Below are 23981 nucleotides of genomic sequence, written 5' to 3' on the forward strand. Positions count from 1 at the left end.
GCGCCTCCCCTTATCGATTTCATCAAGCGTTCCCGCGCGGTCGCGGTGCGGCTCATGCCACCGGCCGGCTACGCCCCGGTCCAGATGCGTTCGTACGCCTTCTTGCGTATCGTCACGGATTTGTTCACGAACGGAATCGGCAGCTTTACCGTATACTGCGCCGTAATGCCGACGAATCGCTTGCCGGAATCCGCTAAGCGGGGCAGCTCGACTTCGTGGACAGACAGCCGGTCCTCCTTCAATACGCCGGTATCGGCATAGTGCATCACCGCTTCCTTGAACGCGGCTTTCACGAGCGGAGCGATATGCTCTTCCGCGAACCGGTCCGCTTCGTCCCCCGCCATCCGTTCCGCCTGCTCCCGTTTCATCTGCTCCCATTCGACGAGACGTACGAGAAAGTCGGGAATGAACGCCTTGTAATCTTCGACCCATTGCTCGCCTTGCGTCAGCTTGTCGCGCGCCGCCCTTATTTTGCCAAGCCATTCGTCCGCCGTCGTCCCGACCTTGCTTTGCGAGTACGCCTGCATCGCCTCGTTCGCCAGCAACTCGACCGGATAAGCGCTGGCGGCCATCTGCTTAGCCGTTTCCGCGACGGCGTTTTGCAGCGCCATATCGGCGACGGTCAGCTTGATCAGGCAGACGAGCGCGAGCACGAACGCGAGAAAAAAAGGAAACGCGACCGTCGCCTCCAGGGCGACGCCGCCGTGCTCTCCGCGCGCAAAGCGGCGGCTGTCCGGCCCGTTGCGGCGGCGGCATCCGCGAAAGGGACGCGCTTCGTTGCTTCCCGCCGTTTCGTCGATGATCATCCCCTCCGTTTCGCTCCGACGGGATGCTCCTTGAAGCATCCGTCAGTAGGATAATACGGCCGTTTTCGTCACCGTCGCCCCGTTGCCCTGAACCGGATAACCGAACGCCGCCAGCGTGAACGGCATAAACCACAGCCGAACTTTCGTCTCCGTGCGGGCTTGGACATAAACGGCCGATTCCCGCAAATCCGTTCCCGTATTCAAATCGATCAAGCTTTGCATGCGCGCCGTCATCGGGTCGCGCTTCGTATGCAGCAGCAAAAACAGCCGCAAATAGTCTTTGTAGCCCATCGTCACCGACGCCGGCGCTTTATCCGTCACCCGCACCTCTTCGCCGTCGACGAGCTTCGTCATGTCGACGAAAGCGCGTCCCGCTCCTTCGGCGAGCGCCCACAGCAGCGTAAGCATCGGATTTCCCATCGCCACCACCTTCGAATCGGGCGACAGCAACGCTTCCGCCGTTCGGACGGCGAGCCGGATGGAGAACATTTCCGTAAACGCGGCCGATTGGTTTTGGAGGCAGGAATTCAATCCGTACAAAATATATTCCGCTTCCTGTCCCTGCAGCCGGTGACCGCCGCGCCGCGAGCTCTCGTAATCCGGCTTCGGGCTGCCGTCCGGCCCTTTTTCTTTGCCGTACGTCCGATAATTGAACTTGGTCAGCGCGTATTCGTTGTAATACAGCTCGTCGCGGAATTGGCCCGCGGCGGCGGCGATCCCGTCCAGCAGCTTGTCGATCATCCCCGTCGTTCGGCGAATCGCCGTCTCGGCGTCTCCCAGCTCGCCGCCTTCCGGGGCCGGGACCGTCTCAACCCGGTTGTAATCCGCATATTTGCGGTACAGCGAAACGGTTCCGGCCTCCGCATCGCCGGTTTCGAGCAGCTTGTACGTTTCGGACGAATCGCCGCCGCATTCCGCCCACATTTTGCGGACTTCGTCCCACAGCCCGGCGAAACGCTTCTTTTCTTCGCGCTTGCGCTTCGAGATGCTGTCGCCCGCCGCGGCCCGTTTGTCCTCCTCGGCTTTTTGCTCGCTCGCAAACTGGGCGGCTTTATCGCCGTACGCTTCGTTGGATGCGCTCAGCAGCTGCATGCGGACCGAGTCGAATTTGTTGTCGCCGACGAAAAGCGTCGTTGCCGACAGCGCCGTTTCGAAGCCGCTGAATAGTGCGCCGATGGCGCCGACGCCCGTTTTGTATGTGACGTAATAGCTGTCCGGCATCGTTTGCGCCTGCAGCGTTTCCGGCGGTATGCCCGAATCGGCCGGCGCGGCCGGCCCGGACCGGATTTGCTCGTCCAGCGACTTGGCGCGGTCCAGCCGCTCGAATACGGATTGCGACATCCCGGCGAGAACGGTTCGGTCGCGCTCCGCCTCCAGCTTCGTTGCGCTCATCAGCAGCGTATATTCGGCGATATATTGCAAAATTTGCTCCAGCTCGCCGATCTCCCGGTTCAATTCGTTCAAGCTGCGCTCCAAATCGCCGATCGATTGCTGGATGGCCATGATTTGCTCGGCGGCCTGCACGCCCGCCCGGAGCATTCCGGCGATCGTCTCCTGCCGTTCCCGTATCGTCTGCCGGATCGAGCCGGCTTGCGCCTGCAGCGATTGGATCGAGCGCCTCACCTCTTCGGCGCTGCGCAAGCCGATCAGTCCGCACAGCTCGTCCAACCGGGCCAATTTCCTCGCGTAATAGTCTCGAAAAAGCCCCGCCTTCCGGCTCATCTCCTGCGCCGTCGCCCACGCCGAATCGAGCTCGTCTTCCCGCTGCGCGATAAGCGACTCGATTTGCTCCGCCCGTTCCGCGAATTGGGACATCCCGTTCAGCATGGAAGCGGCGCCGGATTGCGTTTTCAGCTTGTCGGTTACGCTTAAAGCGAATTCCACGGGCGCGCGGTATTTCATTTCCTCCAGCACTTGCCGTCCGAACACGGCCCGGTTTCCGAGCGTATGCAGCGTCTGCACCGTTTCCGACGCGGGTACCGGCTTGACGAGCTGAAACGCGCCGTCGGCGCTTTGCCCCAAATTTTCCTTGAATACGGCGGAAAACAGTTCCCGGCTCGCATTCGGATCGATTCCGACCGCGAACAGGCCGTAATCGCGCAAAGCGGGATCGTAGGCGGACAATACGGAACGGAGCGCCACCTTTGTAGCCGCCTCCGCCTGGCGCTCGCCCATCTTCACCCGGGCCGCGTCGATCAACGCCGCGTGGAACGTAAACAGCGGCGCGAGCATGAGCACGAGCGAAACGGTAACCGTTCCGGCTTTCGACTTCCACATGCGCGGCTTCCTCCTTTCCCGAATCGACCCCGCAGCCGCAGACGAATGCCGGGCAAAGCCTTTTTCATTGATGGATGACGACGATGATGCCCTGGTTCTCCAAATATTGCCGAAGCGGCTTGGACGGTCCGACCTTGCCGTCCTTTTCTTTGCGGAAAAAATGCCAAACGACGCCTTTCACCTCCGTGCTTTGCCGCATCATTTCGACGTCTTTGACGATTTGCGACTCGATGTCTTTCGATTTGGCCGTATAGCCGAGCTTCACTTCGTGCATCAGGCCGTCGGCGTCCAAAACGTCCAGCAGCCGTCTGCCGCTCGGCGCCTTGACGTCTTGTTGGACCCCGCCGGTAATGCTTCGCACGTATTCCGCCGCCTCCGCGGCGCGGGCGAACACGAGCCGCCGATGCTCGGCGGGCGGCTCCGCCGGCACCGTCCGCTCCGCCTGCGGCTTGCCGATCAAATCCTTCACCCGGACGACGAACGTACGCACAAAATCGACGTTGCGGATCAACTCCGCCGGCTCGGTGACGACCGTTCGCACTTCGGCTTCCATGCGCGCATTCATCCATTTGCCCGCCATAAACGGAAGCGGCCCCGTCTGCCCGAGCTTGACCGACACTTCGCGGTCGATCAAGCCGTGGCGGTACGTCAGCTTTCCTTCGATCCCGTCCGGCAGACCGCCTGCGGCCCGGAGCAGCTTGCGTTCCGGACCGGCGCCTCCCGCTTCGCCCGCACCTTCCGCCGCCGGCCACTCGACCCGCTTCTGGCCGAAGCCGCTTCCGAACGAAAACATGCCGCCAAGTCCGTCGCTGCCGGTTCGCCAATACAAGCCGTCGTGCTGGTTCGGCATAACGCTTCCGGTCGAAAACTCTTTATGCGTGTTGTCCCACGTATACGCGGCCCGTTCGGCGGTCGCCGCGGCCGTATAGTACAAATCGGCATGCTTATAAATGAACAAGCTGGCAAAGACGAGCGAGACGAGCGCGACGACGAGCGTCGGATATAGAAGCGCCGATTCCAGCGTATAGCTACCCGACTCCGAGCGGGCGAAACGCAGCGCTTTTTGGAAACCGATGCGTATCGCGCGCCTTCGGGCGGCTCGCAAGTCCGGGCCCGACGTCATTGATTTTTGCAGGCGTCCGGCGCGGACAAACAATCTTTCGCACCCGTATTGCCCAGCTCCTCGTTCGCCTCGCCGAACAGCTTTTTGATGAACGCCAATATCCATTTGCGGAACGCAACCGCCACGATGACGAGCACCGCCACGATGAGCAGCAGCTCGAGCGTTCCGATGCCGTCCTCTTCCTCGCCAAATTGTCCGATTCGTTGCCTGATCGATCCGATCGACAAAGTTCACAGCCCCTTTCGTTAATCCATCAGCATAATCGCCGGCGCCGCCACGATCGCCATGACGGCGAGCAAAATGAGCAACATCGGGAAAATCAGCTTCGACGACGCTTCCTCGCCGAGCGTGCGCGTCATCGCCTTCCGCTTCTCCCACAAATCCCGGTTCAGCGCCCGGAGCGAAATAACGAACGTTTCGCCCCCGCGCCGGTAATTCATCAGCACCGTCGTCGTAAAAACGGACACCTCCGCGACGGCGCATCGCTTGCTGAGCCGCTCCAGGGCGACCGGAAGCGATTCGTTGTTGCGCAGCCGGTTCGCCAGCATGACCAGTTCGGCCTGCAGCGGAGTTTCCGCGCCGCCGTGCGCATACGCGTCCGCGCAGCGGACGATCGCGCCCTGCACCGTTTCGCCGGCGCCCACAAGGAGCGTCAGCTTGTTTAAAAATTCCGGGAGCTCCATCACGAGCTTCGCTTTTTTGCGGGCCAAGCTGCGGTCGAGCCGCTTCATCATGACGAACGGGATGAAGCCGACGAAGGCGAGCAGCGAGACGATCGCGTACACGTCCCCGCCCGTTAACGCGCCGAGCAGAACGGCGCCGAACGCCCCCAGCGCGACGGCCGAAACGAGGTCGGCGACGAATCGTTTCGTATGCCGCATTTCGGCGTCCTCGCCGTGCAAGGCGATCATTTTTTGCAATACGTTCCATCGCCCGGAGGAGAGCCGTTCCGCCAGCCTCAATCGATCCGCGACCGCCGCCGAGAACGGGGCCATGATCCGGAGCATATCCATCCTCTCACGTCCCGATATCCATAATTTTGCGCGCCAGCCATTGGCTCGCCACCAGCACGGCCAGCGCCGCGGTCATAACGAGATGTCCCGCGCCCCCGTACAGCGGCGCCATATAGTCGGGGGAGCTGAAAGCGAGGAAGGCGACGATGACGAACGGGATCAATCCGAGCGCCTTCGCCTCGAACCGCTTTTGCGCCACGAGGACGGAAATATCCTGCTCGATTTCCATTTTTTCGCCGATCATGTTCGACGTTCGGCGCATCACCTCCACCAAATCGCCCCCCGTCCGTTTGCAGGCGGCGAACGCTTCCGCGAACTGCTGCACGTCCGCGATGCCGCTTCGGCGGCCGAAATCGAGCAGCGACCTCTCGATCGGCTCCCCGTTTTCCGTCAGCCGGTTGATCCGGTCGAGCTCCCGCAGCATGTCGGCCGTTCGGTCGGGATATAACAGGCGCAAATCGTTCCCCGCTTCCGCGAACGCGTTTTCGACCGATCTCCCCGCCGACAGCGCCGTCGACAGCGAATACAAGGCGTGCTTGAATTGGCGTCCCAGCTCGTCCTTTCGTTTGCGAATCAGCTGTCTGCGCCTCGCTCGCGGATAATAAAGCCCGCCGAGCGACAGAACGGCGCATATCGCGACGTTTTGATAAAACAAGTAGCCGATCGCGAACAAAACCGCTCCCGCCGCCGCGCAGGCGAACGCTCGTTGCTTCGCCGACATCGAATACCGGCCGTAATCGCCGGCATCCGCCTCCCGTTCGCCCGGATTTTCGGCCTGGCGCGGCCGTTTCGCGCCGATCCGGGGAACGTTCGCCAAGGCGATCTTCCCGTTCAGCCTGACGACGACCAAGTAGGCGGCATACGCCGCAGCTCCGCATACGAGCGCGATTATGACGCTCCGCAAATCGGTCCTCTCCTTTCATCCGTTGTCAAAGTCGAAGTCACAGCTCGATACCGGCGAGCCTCAGCTTAATATCGCCCGACAGCCGGCTTCCCGTCGGCTCCAGTCCGCCGACGACGTTCCCCAATTCGTCCTCCCCGCGTTCGACGAACGTATAGAGACGGTTCAGCCGGATTTCCCCCCGCTCGATTCCCGCGAGCTCGGTAATTTCCGTCACTCTCCGGCTCCGGTCCCGAAACCGGGACAGATGAATCATGACGTCGATCGCGGAATCGATCTGCTTGCGGACGACTTCGACGGGAAGCGCGGCGCCGGCCAGCACCATCGTCTCCAGCCGGCTCAGCATGTCGGGCACCGAGTTGGCATGGCCGGTGGACAATGAACCGTCATGCCCCGTGTTCATCGCCTGCAGCATATCGAACGCCTCCGCGCCGCGCACTTCGCCGACGATAATCCGGTTCGGCCGCATCCGCAGCGACGATCGGATCAAATCGCGGATCGTGATCGCGCCTTTCCCTTCCGTATTCGCGTTTCGCGTCTCCAGCCGCACCCAGTTCGGCACGCCGCGAATTTGCAGCTCGGCCGAGTCTTCGATCGTCACGATACGCTCGTCGGACGGGACGAAGCCGCACAGCGCGTTCAAAAACGTCGTTTTTCCCGAGCCGGTCCCCCCTCCGATAAACATGTTGTATTTCGCGCGAACGAGCTTCGCCAAAAAATCGGCCGCGTTCGCGTCGATCGCTCCGCGCGTGACGAGATCTTCCATCATAAGCGGCCTGGCCGGAAATTTGCGAATCGTCATCGCAGGCCCTTTCATCGCGACGGGCGGCAGCACGACGTTGACCCGCGAGCCGTCCACGAGCCGCGCGTCGACGATCGGGCTCGACTCGTTGACGACCCGGTTCACTTTGGCGACGATCGTCTGGATGACGTCCTCGAGCTTCGCGGGCGATTCGAATGTCCCGTCGTGCCGCTCGAGGCGGCCGTTCCGTTCGATAAAAATTTCGTCGTAGGCGTTGATCATGATCTCGGTGATCGTCGGGTCGTCGATGAGCGGCTGCAGCACGTCCAAGCCGCGGAACGAGTTGTAAATCGCCTTGACGACGCGCAGCCGATCGTTGGCCGACAAATACGCGTCGCCGGAATAGTCGAACACGGCCTCCTCGATGACGCGCATGAAGCTTTCGTCCGAGTGGGAGCCGGACAAATCGATTTTGTTACGGATTCGTTCGCGCAGCGTACGGGTAATCGCTTCGACCGACACCGGCTTCGCCTCCTTCGGACGGCCGCAATACGTCCGCGAGCTTCGCGACCGCCTCGGCGAACATCGGCTCGGCGAGCGGCTTGCTCGCGCCGCCGTGCAGCTGCTTCCACGCCGCCACGTAAGGAAGCTTGACGGCGATCCGAACCGTCGGCGGCGCGGCCGCGCCGGACGTCCATAACGAATTCGCGGACGATCCGGAATGCTTGTTCAGAACGAAGCGGATGCGCCGCAGCTCCGGTGCGGAGGCCTCGCCGGACAGCCGCTCCATCTCGGCGAGAAGCTTGAAGCTTCTTGCCGCCGATTCCCCGTCCTCCGTCACGATCCACGCGATCGCGTCGCTTTGCGACAGCGCACCGAGCGTTCGTTCGTGCAGCGAGCCGTCCAGATCGAAAACGATCGCGTCGTACGTCCCCGTCCGCTTCAGACAGCCTGCCAGCTTCCCGACGTCGTCTGCCGTCAGCTCGAACGTTTCGCGAATTCGCCGAATGCCCGGAAAATAGTCGAAGCCGTGCGGCTCCGCCCGAAAAATAAGCCCGGGCAAACATTCCGCCGTCCACGGCGCGCCGGCGCGAAGCCCGTATATAAACCGCGCCGCCAGATCGGCGTCCGTTTCGTTAGGCAGCACCGAGCCGGGAGCCAGCTCCATGTTCCAATACAAGCACCGATCTCCCCTCTCCGCTAACGTTCGGGCCAAATGGAGCGATACGGTCGTCTTGCCGACGCCGCCCGCCGCCGAATAAACGGCGTATACGGCTGCCGCCGCGCCGCCTTCGCGCCCGCGTTCGCGGACGGCCTGCCCCCGGTAAAGCTCCAGCATGCGGCCGAGCAGTTGATGCAGCGGCTGGTATTTATACAAGCCCGGCGCGATTCCGTCCCGCTCCTCGGCGCTCCGCTTCGTTTCGCATAAACGGAACCGGATTCCCCCGTTCGTTTCCGCGGGGCCGAAGTCGTCGTGAATCACGTACAGCCTCGCCTGCCGGCTCTCCGCATATTCGCGCAGCGACTCCGGGCGGGTGATTTGCCGTACCGCCAGCTTCCGGCTCCATTCCGTATCGCGGATATAGTCCGCGAGCAGCTTCAAATAGCGCGCGTCCCGATCCGCGACAACGAGCTCCAGCTTGTCCGGCATCGTCTTCTCCTCCTTTCGTCACGGTGCTTTACGGACCGTACAAGCTCCATAGTCCGGCCGCGATCAGCGCGAATCCGGCAAACGCCGCGGCGATCGCGATGCCTGCGGCCTGCTTGCGAGTCACTGTCACCCCTCCCCGCAACGACGCAAAAAAGCACCGCAAACGACGGTACCGACGTACCGTTGCTTGCGGTGCTTCCGCTTGCATGCTTTTCAAATGTAACCTGATTATACCATATAATTCCTTTCAATCAAGAGCGAACGGAAAAAAATTTGCCGAGCCACCGTTTGCCGAATCGCCCGCTCCCGCCGTGCAGCTCCGCCGCGACGCATTCGCCGAGCCATGTCCCGAGCGATTTTTGCAGCAACGCCCTGACCGCGGGCTGCCGCTGGACCGGTTCGCCTTTCCAGGCGCTGCGCACGATTTCCTCGTACGGCACGACCGGCACGACGGCCGACGGCTTGATCGGAAAAGAGGCGAGCCAATCGTGCTGCCCCGCAAACGATGCCGATTTATTGGCGATGAAATGTACGTTATGCGCCGTCTCGTGCCGTATCAGCAGCGCCTCGACGTTTTTCGACGTCGTCGACAGCATCCAGCGCGACGGCATCGGGTCGGCGACGGCGACAAGAAGATCCGATGCGTCGAGCAGCTCCGAAACGCCCGGGTCCAGCCAACGGTCGCCGATATCGACGATCGAAACGGCCGCATTGAGCCGGTACAGCCGCTGCTCCAGCGCGAGCGGCGAATGCGGCGGCGGATCCGGCCGATCCGGGCGAAGCGCCACCCACTCCGTACGGCCGGTACGCCATTGCGTCCTACCGTCGTCCTGCCTGGCGGACCAATAATCGTAATTCGCCGGGGCGTTGCGCTCCCCGTCGAGCAGGCCGTACAAATCCGGCCGCGCGTGCGGATGCTCGACGACCGCGTTCGCGATGCCCGCCGCGTCCAGCAGCGCGGCGATGGAAACGGCCGCGAACGTCGCGCCCGCTCCGGCGTACAAGCCGCCGACGACGATGCGCATTCGGCGCACCTCGCGGAGAGGAGCCCGGCTATTGACCGCCGAGGCGTGCGTCCGGTTTTTATCCGAATCGAGGCAATGCTCGAGCGCCGCCCGCACGTCGGACGCCGAAGCAGGTCTCCGCTGCGGATCGTCTTCGAGCAGACGGTTGACCAGCTCCGCGACCGTGCTTTCGGCGGCTGAACCGGTTGCGGCAAGCGGCTTGCGAACCGCGCCGTACGTCCGTCCTTCGCTCAGCAAATAGTACAGCGTCGCCCCGAGCGAATACAGATCGGACCGGCAGTCGGAGTATCCTCTCTTCAGCAGCTCGGGCGCGGCGAAGCCGATTGTCCCGAGCGGCACCGTATCCGCTTCGCGGCCCGGCGACTGCTTTCTGGCGATGCCGAAATCGATGAGCCGCACATGCTCCTGCGCGTCGATCATAATGTTCGACGGCTTAATATCGCGGAAAATGACCGGGCCCGAATCGAGCTCGTGCAAATATTGCAAAAGCTCGCAAAGCTGCATCGCATAACGGATCAGCGAATGCAGCGGCACCGTCCCACCGTTTCGCTCGAACAGCTGCTGCAGCGTGACGCCGTCGATATATTCCATGACGAGATGCGAGTAGCCTTCTTCGTCGGGCGGAAAAAAATCGACGACATGCGGCAAATACGGATGGCTCAGCTTCATGAGCACCGCCGCTTCGCGCGAGGCGGACAGCTCGGAAATGCCGTATTCGCGGGTCCGCTTGACCGCCCATTTTTTGCCGGGAAGCTTCAAATCGTCGGCCAAAAAAACGGCGCTCATGCCGCCTTCCCCGAGCGGACGGACGATCCGGTACCGTCCTCCGAACACCGTGCCGGCAAACCGCCCGAGGCTGTGCGACTCGTCAAAAAAACGGTCCATCGTTTTCCCCCGTTCCAACGGAATGTACGCCCATTATAACGGATGAAGCCGGACCGTTCCACCATTTATTTCCTATTTTGCAAACTCGTTTGCTGCTATAAGGAGGGGGACATATTTCGAAAGCTTTGCTTCGTGCATAACTTTAAATAGGCACTTAACCATTGACGAGTACGACATGTACGGAACGAGGGGGGCAAATTTTTGGAAAACGAAAAACGGAACGGATCCATTCCGCAACCGATAAGAAAGGATGGCGCCGGTTGGTGGGATTTGGGTCCGCGGGATGTCATGAGAGACCTTGAGAATCCCGACATGCTGGTTCCGCCTGTCACCGACGCCGGGTCGTTGCCCAATCTGAAGTTCTCTTTCTCGGACACTCATATGCAGTTAAATCACGGAGGATGGTCGCGGGAAGTGACGGTTAGAGAGCTGCCGATTGCGACCACAATTGCCGGAGTGAATATGGCTTTGACTCCGGGCGGCGTGCGCGAGCTGCACTGGCATCAGCAAGCGGAATGGGCGATCATGCTTGTGGGGCGAGCGCGTATTACATCAGTCGACCAAGACGGGAGGAACTTCATTGCGGACGTTGGCGTGGGCGATCTTTGGTACTTCCCTCCCGGTATTCCGCATTCTATCCAAGGACTTGAAGAAGGCTGCGAGTTTTTGCTCGTCTTCCCTGACGGCAGCTTCTCCGACCTCAATACGTTATCGATCTCCGATTGGTTCGCACATACGCCAAAGGACGTCTTATCGGCGAATTTCGGCGTTCCAGCAAGCGCTTTTGCCCGCATCCCGACCCATCAGTTGTACATTTTTCAGGCAAACGTTCCCGGTCCGCTCGAAAGTCAACAGGTGGCAGACCCGCAAGGTACGGTACCAAAAACCTTTACACACCGACTGCTTGCACAAGAGCCGATTGTAACTCCGGGCGGGAGTACGGTGCGTATAGCGGATTCGACCAACTTTCCCGTTTCGACTCAAATCGCCGCATCGTTGCTGGAAATCAAACCGGGCGCAATGAGAGAAATGCACTGGCACCCGAACAACGATGAATGGCAGTATTATATATCGGGGACTGCACGCATGACGGTTATGGCGCCCAATGGCACGGCCCGTACTTTCGATTATCGCGCCGGGGATGTGGGGTATGTGCCGCATGCCTTCGGACACTATATCCAAAACACGGGTAATCAGAGCGTATGGGCTTTGGAAATGTTTAAGAGCGACCGCTTTGAAGATGTTTCTCTAAATCAGTGGATGGCGCTCACGCCACATCAACTCGTACAGCAGAACTTACATGTAGGACCGGAACTCATGAACGCATTGAAAAAGGAGAAGCAATATATAGTGAAAAATCCGAGATTTTCTTATTCTCCAAAACATGACGGATAAGGATTTCGCCCTTGTAAGGCTCCCCTTTTGAACTGGAGAGCACGTCTCGAAAACGAAGGCGGTGCCACGAGGAGGCTTTTTCGCGCCGTAGGCAGCATTTCAGCTCGGTTAGTGCTCCTAAGCGCACTAACGCGTATGTGTTGACGCCTGGCCGAGGCGGATTGTGTTCTTTTGAACACTATCCGGTGATTTTTATGCGCCGTAGGCAGCATTTCAGCTCGGATAATGCTCCTAAGCGCACTAATGCATGTGTTTCGCCGCCTGGCCGAGGCGGATTGTGTTCTTTTGAACACTATCCGGTGATTTTTACGCGCCGTAGGCAGCATTTCAGCTCGGATAATGCTCCTAAGCACACTATCGCGTGCGTTTTGACGCCTGGCCGAGGCGGATTGTGTTCCTTTGGACACTATCCGAGCGTTTTTATGCGCCGTAGGCAGCACCTCGGCACAGATCGCGCTCCTAAGCGCACTAACGCGTTTGTTTCGCCGCCTGGATGAAGCGGACGGTTTTCCTTCGAAGGTTGACCGGCACCGCCTATTCCGGCAAATACCGCCTGGCTCCGGCATATTCCTTCGCGTACGCCGGCGTGCCGAGCGAAACGATTTCGATGCTCCGCTCCGAGTTCGGCGCATGAATCATTCGCCCGTCGCCCGCGTACATGCCGACGTGGTGCACGTTGCCCTTGCCGCCGTCTCGCGCGAAGAAGACCAGATCGCCGGGCCGCAGCCCGTCCGGGCCGACCGGCTCGCCCGCCTTCGCTTGATCCGAAGCGTCGCGCGGAATGGAAATGCCGTAATAGCGGTAAAGCGAATACGTGAAGCCGGAGCAGTCAAAGCCGAAGCCGGAAACGCCCGCCCACAAATACGGCAGTCCGAGAAACCGCTCGGCGGTCCGCAGCAGCTGTCCGCCGTCCGGTTTTGCGGAAGCTTGGTCGGCGGCGCCGCGGATAACCCGCGCATCCGATTTCGGCAAATACTTTTCGCCGTCCGCCGGAGTAAGCACGACGACGTTTTCGCCGGATTCCCGAACGGCCGGCAGACGTGTGTTGAAGCTTAACTCCAGAAACGGCGAGCTTCGTTCCGGATCGTCGTACAACCAAGCCGACGCCGATGCGACGACGGCGGTCGGACAAGCCGCGAGGTCCGCGACCGCGGCCGTTTCGGCGATCTGACCGAGCGGCAGCCAGCCCGGGTAGCCTCGTTCGTTTCGCGACGTCGGCTGCTCCGGCAGCAGCACGTTCGCCCATTCGCCCTCGGTGCCGAGCACGATTGCCGGATCGCCGTACAGCGCCTGCGTTTCCAGCTTGCCGACCAGCCACAGCTTTTGCCCCGTCGACATGCCCGCGGCCCAAGACTTGACGTCCGAGACTGCGGACACGGCAGGGCCGTCGAGCAAACGATGCTTGTTCGGCTCCGCCCAAATTGTGGCGACCGGCGTATTTATGACATGCGACGTTTGCGACGGCGTCTCGATCCGGCACGCATCCTTATGCTGATCTACTTTTTGCTGCAACATAGACAATTCGATCGCCTCCCCGCTCGAATCCGACACGGCGAGCGCCCCTTCGCCGGGGCCGGCGGCCTCGGCCCCGATCGCGTCCGCGCTTCCGCCGAAAATGCTCCCCCCGCCGGCGACAACCGCGGCCGAAAGCGGCCTCCCGCCGTCCTTGCCGGCTTCCGGCCGACCGTTTGCGGCCGCGGCCATACCGAGCAGCAGCGCAACGGCGATCGCCGCGTTCCGTACGTTCATGACGGTTTCCCCGCTTTGCCTTCGTCTGTTGCACAGTTATGCGGCTCCCGCCGTTTTTATGCCGGCGAACGGACCGATCAGGCGTGATGCATCGCCTTCGGCGAAATCGTATGCGCCCAGCGCAGCAAATCGACGTTGCCGCCGCTCAGAACGAGCGCCGTCTTGCGCCCTTCGAGTCCGAGCTTGCGGTTCATGACGGCGGCGAGACAAACCGCGCCCGCCCCTTCGGCAAGCACTTTGGCCCGTTCCAGCAGCATGACCATCGCAGCGGCGATTTCCTCCTCCGATACGAGCGCGAAATCGTCCACATGCTTCAGCATCATTTGCAGCGTCAGCTTGCCCGGCTTTTTGACGAGCAGGCCGTCGGCTACGGACGTCGGCTTGTCGACCGGAGCAACCGTTTTGCCGAGCCACGACCTGTAGCCGGAGCTGGCGTTTTCCGGCTGCACCCCGATGATGCGGATATCCGGGCGGACCGTTTTCGCCGCGAGCGCGATGCCGGAAATAAGGCCGCCCCCGCCGACCGGAACGAGAATGGCCTCCACGTCCGGCAGATCGTCCAATATTTCCAGTCCGACCGTGCCTTGACCGGCGATGACGTGCGGGTCGTCGAACGCATGCACGAGCGTCGCGCCTTCCGATCGGGCGATCCGGTTCGCTTCCTCGAACGCTTCGTCATAATTCGCGCCGTGCAAAATCACTTTGGAGCCGTAGCCTTCCGTCGCCATCACTTTCGCTTCCGGCGCTCCGGTCGGCATGACGACGACCGACGGGATGCCCGCCTGCGCCGCCGCAAGGGCGACGCCCTGGGCATGGTTGCCGGCGGAAGCGGTGACGACGCCGGCGGCGCGCTCGGCCGCGGACAAGGTGGCGATTTTGTTCATCGCCCCGCGCACTTTGAACGCTCCCGTTCGCTGCATGTTTTCCAGCTTCAGGAACAGCTCCGCGCCCGTCATCCGGCTGAACGTCTGCGAATGGACGATCGGCGTCCGGTGCACGTGGCCGTTCAATCTGAACTTCGCCTGCACGATATCTTGATACGCTACTTCGTAATCCCCATCGAAACCACCTCATTGTCGTTTTGAAATGCAAAAAGCTCCCGTCCCAAAGGGACGAGAGCGTCTCTCGCGTTACCACCCTACTTCCGACGTTCGCCAGCGCAAGATGCAAGCAAGACGAAGCGGTCGGCGCTTCATTCGGCATACCATCATATGCCGTTCCTTGTAACGGTGGAAATCCGTGTTCCCTACTTCCGTTCGGGTTCCATCTCCGAGGTGATTTTCTTCGCCGTCTGCACATCGGCTCGCACCAAAACGCCGACTCTCTGGGAACAGGGGAAGCGAATACTCTTCCTCTTCATCGAATTTGCTACTATAGTTGTTTTTTAATATATCATAACGAACAACGAAGATCAACGGCTTTTGCGCAAATAAACGGTCAGCTCGTCGCGGTTATGAAACAGCTGCTTCGCCTTGCGCAGCTCCATCGTCGGCTGCATCGCCCTGACGGAGTCCTTCACCGTCTGAAACGGCTTGCCGTGCATCAGCTTGAGCGTGACGATCGCGTCTCCCCCGGGCTTCAATGCGTTCAACAGCGGCACCAGGAGCTTCACCATCTGCCTCGGGCTCCAGCTCATATCGCACACGAGCAAATCGTACGAATGCTCGCGAAATTGGACGTCCCCCGCATTGCGCTTCAAAAACGTCAGCTTCGGATGGCTCAGCAGCTCCGGGTGCAAATCCGCCGGGTCGACCGCCGTCACCTCCGCCCCGCGTTCGAGCAGCAGCGACGTCCACCCGCCGGGCGCGGCGCCGATATCGAGCGCTTTTTTGTAGTCGGCCAAATCGAGACCGAACGCGTATTCGGCTTCCAGCAGCTTGAACTTGGCGCGCGACGCCTGCCCCTCCTCCTTGCGGAAGCGGACCGCCCCGCCCGGCCAATCCGACAAATTGTCCGCAGGCGCGGAAACGCCGATGTAAGCGACGTCCGGAGTCAAAAATACGGAGACGATCCGGTTCGCGTCTTTCACGACCGTTTCCGTTCCGAACGATTGCAGCTTTTCGACGATCGCCGTTCGCAATTCGCCCGATTCGAAGCCGCCTTTCCACTTTTCCGTTCGGCGAATGTGGATCGCTGCCGACCGCTCTCCCGCAGGGAACATGTCGCCGATCGCATCCGCGATCGCCCGCATGTCCGCATTCGTTCCGCCGCAAGGCACCGTCCGGTCGATCGGATGCATGTGGCGCAAAAAGATCGGCTCGTGCCGGACGATGCGGCGAATCGCTTCGTCGCGGCCGAGCGGAATGCGCATTACGTACGTTTCGCCCGCCGCAAGCTCCTCGAATTTCGTACCGGGCACGAGCGCCCGCAGCTCGTCCTGCGCGTAGGCCGCGAATCCGCGGTTGGACGTCACGACGAAGCGATAGGCTGCGTCCGCGGAATCGGCTTGTTCGTTCATCGAAGCACCTCGAATTATCGTTAATAGGATGAATAATAAATGCCGTTAAACGACATGAATCCACGGGCGGTCGTTCACCCATTCGATTTCGACCGGCACCTGGTACGCGTCGCGAAGCAGCTCCTTCGTGAGCACTTGCTTTTTCTCCCCTTGGGCGACGATTTTCCCTTGGTCCATGAGGGCGATATGCGTAAAGACGGGAACGATTTCCTCGATATGATGCGTAACGTATACCATTAACAGCCCCGTGCGGCCGAGCTCCTGAATATCCTGCAAAAGCTGCTCGCGCTCGAACAGATCGAGTCCGGAGCAAGGCTCGTCCAATATGAGCACGGACGGGTCGGTCATAAGCGCGCGGGCGAGCATAATTTTTTTCCTCTCGCCTTGCGACAGCGTACCGAGCGGCTGCTCGGCCACATGCGGAAGCCGCACCTGCTCCAGCTTCTCGATCGCCTTTCGCTTCACTTCGTCCGGGATGTCCTGATAAAAGCGCAAAAAGCCGTACTCGCCCGTCGCCACCACTTCCCATACCGGGTCGCGCATCGTCAGCTTTTCCATGAGCGATTGGCTGATGTAGCCGATTTTGTTGCGCACGAGACGCAAATCGACTTCGCCGTACGGCTGTCCGAGCACGCGCACCTTGCCCTCGCTCGGGAATTGGTAGCCGGTAATCAGCTCCAGGACGGACGTCTTGCCCGAACCGTTTTTGCCGAGAACGACCCAATTTTCCCCCTGCTTCATATGCAAGCTGACATCGTTCAAAATGGTGCGTTCGCCGCGAATAAACCGAATGTGTTCCAAGCGGATCATGCTATGCAGCTCCTTCCTGCGATTCGAATGCCTGTAGCGATCCTTCTCATTGTAGCGCAGTTTCGCCATTGTTTTCCACTTGGAAATGTCCTTCGGCGATTTGCCGCAAAACGCGATCCGGCATCGGGTAGTTGAACAGGCGCACGTGCGGCGGCTTGTTCATATAGAGCGCCTGGTACATTTCCGCGCGGCCGGCGGAGCTCGACGTATGCAAATAAATAACCGCAGGATATTTCCTCTCCAAAATCATAAATCGGACGACATCCATCCCGGTAGGCTCGCGCCAGCCCAAATCGTAGTCGAGCGAAAGCACGCGAACGTCGCAGCCGAGCAGCAGCTCGATGCATTCGGCCGCGTTTTTCGCCCAAACGAATCCTTTCGGACAAGCGCGGGCGTCGTCCAAATATAAATCGATCATCGCTTCCCCTCCGTCAGTCGATGCAAATGCGCGATTTCTTGCTCGTGCGTATACGCCGGCCCGGCCGGCGTCTCGAGAATCGCCGGGATCGGCGCCGCTTTCATCGACGCCAAAAAGGAACGAAACGCGTTTTCGCCGATTTCCCCTTTGCCGATGTTCGCGTGACGGTCTTTGTACGATTTGTGCGGATACACCGAATCGTTCAGATGGATCGCCTTCAGCAGCCGAAAATAGCCGAGCGACTCGCCCTTCGCCCGCACGACGTCCCAATCCGCGCCGTTCCACAGCCCGCTGGCGAACGCATGGCACGTATCCAGGCAAAAGCCGACCGATTCCGGCTTGACGCACAAATTGCGAATGCCTACCAGCTCTTCGAACGTCATCCCCATCCGCGCGTGCTCGCCGGACTGGTTCTCGACAAGCAGCAGCGCGGAGCCGTCCCAGCGGCTCAGCACCTCGTTCAGCGTGCTCACGATGTTTTTGTACCCGTTCAGCGGCTCGGTCCCTTTGTAGACGCCGAAATGGACCACGACGCCGACCGAGCCGCACGCTTCGGCGATTTCCAGGTCGTTCAGCAGCGAACGGACGACGACCTCCCTTCGATCGCCCGCATCGACGGCCAAATTGGTCGGATACGGCGTATGGGCGATCGACAGCATGCCGTGCTCGCGGCAATAGGCGGCGCACGCTTCCGCATCGCGGCGATCCAGCTTTTTGACCGCAAGGCTGCGCGGATTTTTCGGAAAATATTGGAACGCCGTTCCGCCGATATGCGACGCCAGCTTCGCCGCCTCCAAAAAGCCGCCGCGAATGCTGACATGGGCGCCGAAATGCAGTCCCATCCGTCCCCCTCCTTCGTTACCGCTGGCAGCGGGTGCAATAAAACACTTTGCGGGAAGCGAGCTCCTCCTGAACGAGCGGGCCGCCGCACCGGACGCACGGCTCGCCGCCCCTGTCGTACACGGCGCAGCGGGAGTCGAAGCCGCCTGTCAAGGCGTCGCCGGGAAACAGCGGGTTTTCCATATAGCCGCCGAACCGGATCGCCTCGCGCAGCACGTTTCGCATCGATCGGTACAGCTTGGCGAATTCTTCCTCCGCAAGCGAACCGATTTTTCTTGTCGGCAAAATGCCGGCGTCGAAACAAATTTCGTCCGCGTAGCAGTTGCCGATGCCCGCGATCGTTTTCTGGTCGGTCATCGTCGGCTTCAGTACGGTCCTTCTGCTTTTCAGCAGCCGCGTCATCCGCTCCTCCGTGAAATCGGGCGCAAGCGGCTCCGGGCCGAGCTCCGCCAGCCGTTTCTCCGCTTCGCCCGAAGTCAGCAGGTGCAGGTAGCCGAGCCGCAGCCCGATAAAATAAAGGCTGCGCTCTCCGAACGACAGGACGACCTGCGTCGTGCGGTCCGGCTTTTCCCGTTCCGTTCCGTAAAACATCCAGCCGCCGAGCATGAGATGAAGCAGCAGGACGCCGCCGTCGTCCAGATGGAACAGCAAATGTTTGGCGCGCCGCGAAATGGTTGCGATGGCGCGGCCTTCCACGCTCCGCCGAAACGTATCGACGGGCACGTTGATCGACTTTTCCCGTTCCACGACGGCCGCCGTGATCGGCCGGCGCACAATGCGCTGGGAGAGCAGCGTCCGGTACGTTTCCATTTCCGGAATTTCGGGCATGTCGTTCCCTTCCTTCTTCCATCCATTTCTTTCTAGTTTGCCCGCTTCCGGAGCGGTTTCATACCCGATGCGCGCTCCCCGTCCGCCTATTTCGTCCCGGCCAGCCCCAATCGCTCCAGCAGCTCCGCCAAATCGCCGCAGACGACATCCGGACGTACGCCCGAACGTTCCAGCAGCGACTCGACGTTCGCCGGCGTGGCGATGCCGGTCAAGACGAGCGCGGTCCGCAGTCCCGCCGCTATTCCCGCGCCGACATCGGTCGCCGGATTGTCGCCGACGGCCCATACGTCGCCGTCCGCCGCTCCGAGCCGCTCCAGCGCGTAGCGCATGATCGGCTCGTGCGGCTTGCCGATCACCGTCGGCGCGATCTGCAGCGCCTCGCGGATCGAAGCGGAAATCGAGCCCGCGCCGGGGGCGAGCTTGCCGTCCGCCGGCAGCAGCCGGTCCGGGTTCGTCAGCACGTATTCCGCGCCTTCGGAAATGAAGCGGACCGCCGTCTCCAGCTTGCGGTACGTAAATTCCCGGTCGATCCCCTGCACGACGAAGTCGGGACGCTCCTCGACAAGCTGCATGCCCGCATCGAGCAGCGCCTCCCGCAGGCCGTCCTCTCCGATGACGTACGCCCGCCGTCCCCGCCCGCGGCCCGCCACATAGCGGGCCGCCGCCTGCGACGACGTTACGACTTCCCGCGGCTCGGCGGCGATGCCGTGAGAGGCGAGATGATCCGCCACCGCCTCCGGCGTCCGGGACGAATTGTTCGTGACAAACAAAAACGGGAGCGACAGCTCCCTCAGCCGGCCGATAAATTCGGCCGCATGCGGAATCGGGGTATTCCCCGCATACATCGTGCCGTCCAGATCGATCAGGAAGGCGGGCTTTTTTCCGGTTGCGCTCATCGGCTTTCCATCCTCCGCTTCGGTTCGTTCGTCGCTTCGCCGTCCGCGCCCTCGATCGGCAGCAGTTCCTGCCAGACGCCGGCCGTCTGCCGCCTTCCGGCGCGCTTGCCGGCAATCGGCGCGGCCGCGGCGCGGGCCGCCGGCTCCTTCCGCGCGGCCGCATCGCGTTTCGCCCGCAGCCGGTCGACCCGCTTGCGGATCGCCTCCAGCTCCTCGCCGGCCGCCCCGTCCAGGCGCGCGGCCGACAGCCTTCCGCGCGCCCGCTCCAGCGCCTCTTCCGCATAGGACAAGGCGCGCTCGTAATTTTTATCCCGGTGCTCGTAATACATCGCCAATTCGACGTACGGCGCCAGCGAGGCGATGCGCGAACGCCGCTTTCGTTCGATCGCCCGCTCCCATAACGACACGGCCGGCGCGAATCGTCCTTGACGCTTGTAAAACTCGGCCGCCGGCAGCCAGTAGTCCGCCGTCCGCTCCGCCTCCCGCCCGAGCAGCTCGCGGAGCGCTTCCTCCGCCCCGTCGGCGCGGCCGAGCTTGTCGAGCCACAGCGCCAGCCGGAACAGCTCCTCCTCCTCCAGCCGGGCGAGCGGCATATCGCCGCGCAGCAGCTTCGCGAAATGGGCGGCGAGACAGGCGAGCGTCAGCACGTCCTTCTCGTTATGCTCGAACACGCCGGCAAGCAGCGCCGGATCGCCTTCGGCCAAATATTGAAAATAAAGCGCCGGCGCCAGCGAGCCGGGCACGTCGTCCGTCCGCCTGAGACCGAGACGCTCCCGTTCGACCGAGCTGAGCCGGCACGACGGCAGCGTATTGCGCCACAAGCTGCGCGACGGGTACAGGAAATCGAAATGGACCGGATCCGCCGCATGCTCCTTTTGCCGGTTCAGAATGTAACGGTTTTTCAAAATCGGCCAGTCGAAGCATTTGCCGTTGTACGACACGAGCATGTCGCGTTCGGCCATTCGCTCGCGCAAATGGTGCAGCATCGAAGCTTCCTCGGCCGGATTGCGGATGAACAGCTGCTCGACGACGAAGCCGTCCCCGTCGTAAAACCCGATGCCGATCATGAACGGGACGTTGCCCGCCCCGACGCCGAGCCCGGTCGTTTCGGTATCGAGAAACAGCAGCCGGCTGTGGTGAACCGAGACGCAGGATAACCGCCCGCCCGTTCCCGCCTCCGTCTCGCCGGCAAGCGCGCGCCCTTTCCGCCCGGTTCGCTTTCCGCCCGTCTCGGCTAGCACCGACAACGGCTCCGCTTCCCCGCACAGCTCTCCGAGCCGGTACGTGCCGTGCGCGTAATGAAGCGGATAACGCCGGCGCCGGATGATGAACTGCCCCCAATCGTTGAAGTGCATTTGCGCCTCAAGCCGCTCCCACGAAGCGCCGAGCCGCTCGATCTGCGCCTCCTCCGCCCTCGCGTCGCCGGATGAAGCCGTCTGCGCCGCCGCCGCGCCGTCCGCGGTTTTCTTCAACCGGCCGAGCCGTTCCTTCAGCGTGCTCACGGCGGCGTCACCCCCGTTCCCCGAGCGCGGCGAGCAGCTTGACGGCGAGCGCTTTGCCGGTCAAGCCGACCTCCTCGATCGGGCCGACGCAGGCCGGACAGCCGCTCAGGCAGCCGCAGCCGGTAATGTGCCGGGTCGCCTCGGCGACGAGCATGTCGTGGACGTCGTACAGCCGCTCGCTCAGCCCGACGCCGCCGGGATACCGGTCGTAGAAAAAGATCGTCGGCATTTTATCGTGAACGGAACGCACCTGCGGCACGACGCGAATGTCGAACGGGTCGCACATCAAGTAAAGCGGCGCCAAATGGACCATGACGTTCGCCAGTCCGAGCAGCGCGTACTGCAGATCGTTCGCGCTCATGCCGGACGTCGCTTCCTCCCCGAACGTAATCCAGTACGAGCTTGTATGCATTTCTTCCTCGGGCAGATGGATCGGGCCGGAGCCGATATTTTCGTGCGTGCGCAGCCGGATTTTTTTGAAAATCGTCGCCTTCGCGTTCAGCGTCACCTCGCCGAACCGCCGCTCCGCGCCGCGGCCCGCCCGGCCTTCCTTGTGCGTTTGCAGCACCTTCAACTGCACGGCCAAATTCGCATCGGTATAATAATCGACGCTCACTTCGCGCACGTACGCTTTTTTCTCCTCGTAGTCGAGCTTTTCGACCTGATACTGGACGCCCTCGTGGATGTAGATCGCTTCCTCGTGCACGAGCGTCGGCGCGCTGAACCGGTCGACTTCGCCGATCACGCGGCTTCCGTTCGACGTGTCGATAATGATGATGTTTTCCTGGGCGGCGGAGCGCAGCGATATATCGTGGGCGGGAAACGACTGCTCCATCCAGTACCAGCGACCTTTGACGCGGTGCACGATTTTTTCCTCGGCCAAAAACTCGAGCAGCTCCTCGAGCGGCTCGTCGCCGAACCGTTCGTTCTCCTCGAACGGCAGCTCGTAGGCGGCGCATTTCACGTGGTCGAGCAATATGATCAGATTGTCCGGCTGAATGAGCGCCCGCTCCGGCGACCGTTCGAAAAAATAGTCCGGGTTTTCGACCATGAACTGGTCGAGCGGGTTGCTGCTCGCGACCAGGAACGTGATCGAGCTTTCCTGCCTGCGGCCGGCCCGGCCCGACTGCTGCCACGTGCTGGCGATCGTGCCCGGATAGCCGTTCATGACGCACGCCTGCAGCTGGCCGATGTCGATGCCGAGCTCGAGCGCGTTCGTGCTGACGACGCCGCGAATGTCCCCCGAGCGGAGCCCCCGCTCGATTTCCCTGCGCTGCTTCGGCAAGTAGCCGCCGCGATAGCCGCGAATCGATTTCGTTCCGAGCTCGTGCTTTACGAGCTCCTGCAAATACGTGAGCAGCAGCTCGACGCGAACGCGGCTGCGGGCGAACACGATCGTCTGAATGTCGTTTTTGAGCAAAAACGCGGCCAGCTTCTGCGATTCGAGCACGCTGCTCCGGCGAATGCCAAGCTGCTTGTTGACGACCGGCGGATTGTAAAAAACGAAATGCTTTTCCCCCGACGGCGCCCCGTTGCGGTCGACCAGCGTCACCGGACCGCCCACGAGCCGTTCGGCGTGCTCCCCCGGGTTGTCGATCGTGGCCGAAGCGCATATGAACTGCGGGTCCGAGCCGTAAAACCGGCATATGCGCCTGAGCCGCCGGATGACGTTGGCGACGTGGCTGCCGAACACGCCGCGGTAGCTGTGCAGCTCGTCGATGACGATGAATTTGATGTTCTCGAACAGCTTCACCCATTTCGTATGATGGGGCAAAATGGCCGAATGCAGCATGTCCGGGTTCGTCACGACGATGTGCCCGGCGTTGCGGATCGCCTGCCGCACCGTCGGCGGCGTATCGCCGTCGTATGTATGCGATTTGATGTCCGCGCCGAGCCAATCGACGATTTCGTGCAGCTCCGCGACCTGATCCTGGGCGAGCGCCTTCGTCGGAAACAAATAAAGCGCGCGCGAGCTGTCGTCCCGCAAAATCCGGTTCAGCACCGGCAAATTGTAGCACAGCGTTTTGCCCGACGCCGTTGGCGTCACCGCAACGACGCTGCGGCCTTCTTCCGCGGCCCGGAACACTTCCGCCTGGTGCGTGTACAGCCGGGCGATCCCTTTGCGGGCGAGCGCCTCCTTCAGCTCCGGGCGAATCGTTTCCGGAAAGTCGGCATAGCTGGCCGGCCTCGGAGCGATCGTCCGCCAATGCGTCACCTGGCTCATCAATTCAGGCGTATTCCGAATAAGCTCGATCATTTCTTCGATCCCGGAAACTTTACCGGTCAACCGGTTCATCGTTACCCCTCCTGCCTCCGCGCGATTCACGTACATCGGTTCCGTCCTTCAATTGTACAGAATATACGTTCGTATGACAACATCGTAAAAACGGCGCGATTGGATGGACGTTCGGTCATGTCGCGAGTTTCCCGTACGGCGTCGACAAACGCGATGCCGGATATCGAAAAACGAAGCCGACCGGCTTGTTTTTTGTCGGTTCGGATCGTTTTTTCCGACCAGTGCGGAACAAAAATCGCTCGCCTTCTGTCGGTTCCTGCGCTTTCCCGGGAAAAGTTCCAATTTCCCGCGTCGCCCCGGCCATGGAAGGACCGCCGCGTCGCCCGCGACCGTTCCGCGACACGCCGCTGTTTTCATTCGGGGATA

At 61.4% G+C, this 23981-nt stretch carries 20 protein-coding genes and 1 other annotated feature; of the genes, 1 reads left to right on the top strand and 19 read right to left on the bottom strand.

Annotated elements, in window-relative coordinates; all coding sequences use genetic code 11:
• Positions 1–68: 68 nt before the first annotated feature.
• The 9 genes from PV407_RS00375 to PV407_RS00415 form a co-directional block, all read right to left on the bottom strand.
• Positions 69–806, bottom strand: coding sequence for a TadE/TadG family type IV pilus assembly protein (locus PV407_RS00375; protein WP_332087862.1), 738 nt, complete (start codon positions 804–806; stop codon positions 69–71).
• Between the two features lie 42 nt (positions 807–848).
• Entirely contained in the window at positions 849–3083 is a 2235-nt protein-coding gene (locus PV407_RS00380) for a hypothetical protein (protein WP_332087863.1), read from the bottom strand.
• 64 nt (positions 3084–3147) lie between these two features.
• Positions 3148–4206: a hypothetical protein gene (locus PV407_RS00385; RefSeq protein ID WP_332087864.1), complete on the bottom strand. Its 1059-nt coding sequence runs from the start codon at positions 4204–4206 to the stop codon at positions 3148–3150.
• Positions 4203–4433, bottom strand: coding sequence for a Flp1 family type IVb pilin (locus PV407_RS00390; RefSeq protein ID WP_332087865.1), 231 nt, complete (start codon positions 4431–4433; stop codon positions 4203–4205). The genes PV407_RS00385 and PV407_RS00390 overlap by 4 nt, the downstream gene beginning before the upstream one ends.
• An 18-nt stretch (positions 4434–4451) precedes the next feature.
• On the bottom strand, positions 4452–5213 hold the full coding sequence (locus PV407_RS00395) for a type II secretion system F family protein (protein ID WP_332087866.1): 762 nt from the start codon (positions 5211–5213) through the stop codon (positions 4452–4454).
• A 10-nt stretch (positions 5214–5223) separates the two neighbouring features.
• Positions 5224–6123 (bottom strand): type II secretion system F family protein, encoded by a 900-nt coding sequence (locus PV407_RS00400; RefSeq protein WP_332087867.1) that lies wholly within the window; start codon positions 6121–6123, stop codon positions 5224–5226.
• Between the two features lie 37 nt (positions 6124–6160).
• On the bottom strand, positions 6161–7384 hold the full coding sequence (locus PV407_RS00405; protein WP_332087868.1) for a CpaF family protein: 1224 nt from the start codon (positions 7382–7384) through the stop codon (positions 6161–6163).
• Entirely contained in the window at positions 7338–8513 is a 1176-nt protein-coding gene (locus PV407_RS00410; protein WP_332087869.1) for a nucleotide-binding protein, read from the bottom strand. Before PV407_RS00410 ends, PV407_RS00405 begins: the two co-directional genes overlap by 47 nt.
• A gap of 251 nt (positions 8514–8764) precedes the next feature.
• Positions 8765–10423, bottom strand: coding sequence for a serine/threonine protein kinase (locus PV407_RS00415; protein WP_332087870.1), 1659 nt, complete (start codon positions 10421–10423; stop codon positions 8765–8767).
• Positions 10424–10624: 201 nt separating this feature from the next.
• Here PV407_RS00415 and PV407_RS00420 point away from each other — a divergent pair, with 201 nt between their 5' ends.
• Positions 10625–11818, top strand: a complete 1194-nt coding sequence (locus PV407_RS00420) for an oxalate decarboxylase family bicupin (RefSeq protein ID WP_332087871.1) — start codon at positions 10625–10627, stop codon at positions 11816–11818.
• 534 nt (positions 11819–12352) lie between these two features.
• Here the strand turns inward: PV407_RS00420 and PV407_RS00425 are convergent.
• The 10 genes from PV407_RS00425 to PV407_RS00470 form a co-directional block, all read right to left on the bottom strand.
• Positions 12353–13567, bottom strand: a complete 1215-nt coding sequence (locus PV407_RS00425; RefSeq protein WP_332087872.1) for a C40 family peptidase — start codon at positions 13565–13567, stop codon at positions 12353–12355.
• Between the two features lie 77 nt (positions 13568–13644).
• Positions 13645–14577, bottom strand: coding sequence for a threonine ammonia-lyase (gene ilvA / locus PV407_RS00430; protein WP_332087873.1), 933 nt, complete (start codon positions 14575–14577; stop codon positions 13645–13647).
• 95 nt (positions 14578–14672) lie between these two features.
• Positions 14673–14936 (bottom strand) — a binding site (T-box leader).
• A 42-nt stretch (positions 14937–14978) separates the two neighbouring features.
• Positions 14979–16025, bottom strand: coding sequence for an SAM-dependent methyltransferase (locus tag PV407_RS00435; protein WP_332087874.1), 1047 nt, complete (start codon positions 16023–16025; stop codon positions 14979–14981).
• Between the two features lie 45 nt (positions 16026–16070).
• Positions 16071–16835, bottom strand: a complete 765-nt coding sequence (locus PV407_RS00440) for an ABC transporter ATP-binding protein (RefSeq protein WP_332087875.1) — start codon at positions 16833–16835, stop codon at positions 16071–16073.
• Positions 16836–16881: 46 nt separating this feature from the next.
• A complete protein-coding gene (locus tag PV407_RS00445) occupies positions 16882–17253 on the bottom strand; it encodes a cyclic-phosphate processing receiver domain-containing protein (protein WP_332087876.1) in 372 nt (123 codons plus the stop codon).
• Positions 17250–18089 carry a deoxyribonuclease IV gene (locus tag PV407_RS00450; RefSeq protein ID WP_332088203.1) on the bottom strand — a complete coding sequence of 280 codons (840 nt, stop codon included), beginning with the start codon at positions 18087–18089 and terminating at the stop codon, positions 17250–17252. Before PV407_RS00450 ends, PV407_RS00445 begins: the two co-directional genes overlap by 4 nt.
• 22 nt (positions 18090–18111) lie before the next feature.
• Positions 18112–18921 carry an Fpg/Nei family DNA glycosylase gene (locus PV407_RS00455; RefSeq protein ID WP_332087877.1) on the bottom strand — a complete coding sequence of 270 codons (810 nt, stop codon included), beginning with the start codon at positions 18919–18921 and terminating at the stop codon, positions 18112–18114.
• An 86-nt stretch (positions 18922–19007) separates the two neighbouring features.
• On the bottom strand, positions 19008–19817 hold the full coding sequence (locus tag PV407_RS00460; RefSeq protein WP_332087878.1) for an HAD-IIA family hydrolase: 810 nt from the start codon (positions 19815–19817) through the stop codon (positions 19008–19010).
• Positions 19814–21319 carry a ribonuclease H-like domain-containing protein gene (locus tag PV407_RS00465; RefSeq protein ID WP_332087879.1) on the bottom strand — a complete coding sequence of 502 codons (1506 nt, stop codon included), beginning with the start codon at positions 21317–21319 and terminating at the stop codon, positions 19814–19816. The genes PV407_RS00460 and PV407_RS00465 overlap by 4 nt, the downstream gene beginning before the upstream one ends.
• 7 nt (positions 21320–21326) lie before the next feature.
• Positions 21327–23615, bottom strand: coding sequence for a DEAD/DEAH box helicase (locus PV407_RS00470; protein WP_332087880.1), 2289 nt, complete (start codon positions 23613–23615; stop codon positions 21327–21329).
• Positions 23616–23981: the final 366 nt, after the last annotated feature.

This window comes from Paenibacillus sp. GYB003 (assembly GCF_036577625.1).
GTDB lineage: Bacteria > Bacillota > Bacilli > Paenibacillales > NBRC-103111 > Paenibacillus_AB.

Coding starts and splice junctions, on each gene's coding strand:
- PV407_RS00380 (WP_332087863.1), bottom strand. CDS start 3,083: ATGTGGAAGTCGAAAGCCGGAACGGTTACCGTTTCGCTCGTGCTCATG.
- PV407_RS00425 (WP_332087872.1), bottom strand. CDS start 13,567: ATGAACGTACGGAACGCGGCGATCGCCGTTGCGCTGCTGCTCGGTATG.
- PV407_RS00445 (WP_332087876.1), bottom strand. CDS start 17,253: ATGATCGATTTATATTTGGACGACGCCCGCGCTTGTCCGAAAGGATTC.
- PV407_RS00415 (WP_332087870.1), bottom strand. CDS start 10,423: ATGGACCGTTTTTTTGACGAGTCGCACAGCCTCGGGCGGTTTGCCGGC.
- PV407_RS00410 (WP_332087869.1), bottom strand. CDS start 8,513: ATGCCGGACAAGCTGGAGCTCGTTGTCGCGGATCGGGACGCGCGCTAT.
- PV407_RS00435 (WP_332087874.1), bottom strand. CDS start 16,025: ATGAACGAACAAGCCGATTCCGCGGACGCAGCCTATCGCTTCGTCGTG.
- PV407_RS00455 (WP_332087877.1), bottom strand. CDS start 18,921: ATGCCCGAAATTCCGGAAATGGAAACGTACCGGACGCTGCTCTCCCAG.
- PV407_RS00470 (WP_332087880.1), bottom strand. CDS start 23,615: ATGAACCGGTTGACCGGTAAAGTTTCCGGGATCGAAGAAATGATCGAG.
- PV407_RS00375 (WP_332087862.1), bottom strand. CDS start 806: ATGATCATCGACGAAACGGCGGGAAGCAACGAAGCGCGTCCCTTTCGC.
- PV407_RS00385 (WP_332087864.1), bottom strand. CDS start 4,206: ATGACGTCGGGCCCGGACTTGCGAGCCGCCCGAAGGCGCGCGATACGC.
- PV407_RS00440 (WP_332087875.1), bottom strand. CDS start 16,835: ATGATCCGCTTGGAACACATTCGGTTTATTCGCGGCGAACGCACCATT.
- PV407_RS00460 (WP_332087878.1), bottom strand. CDS start 19,817: ATGAGCGCAACCGGAAAAAAGCCCGCCTTCCTGATCGATCTGGACGGC.
- PV407_RS00395 (WP_332087866.1), bottom strand. CDS start 5,213: ATGCTCCGGATCATGGCCCCGTTCTCGGCGGCGGTCGCGGATCGATTG.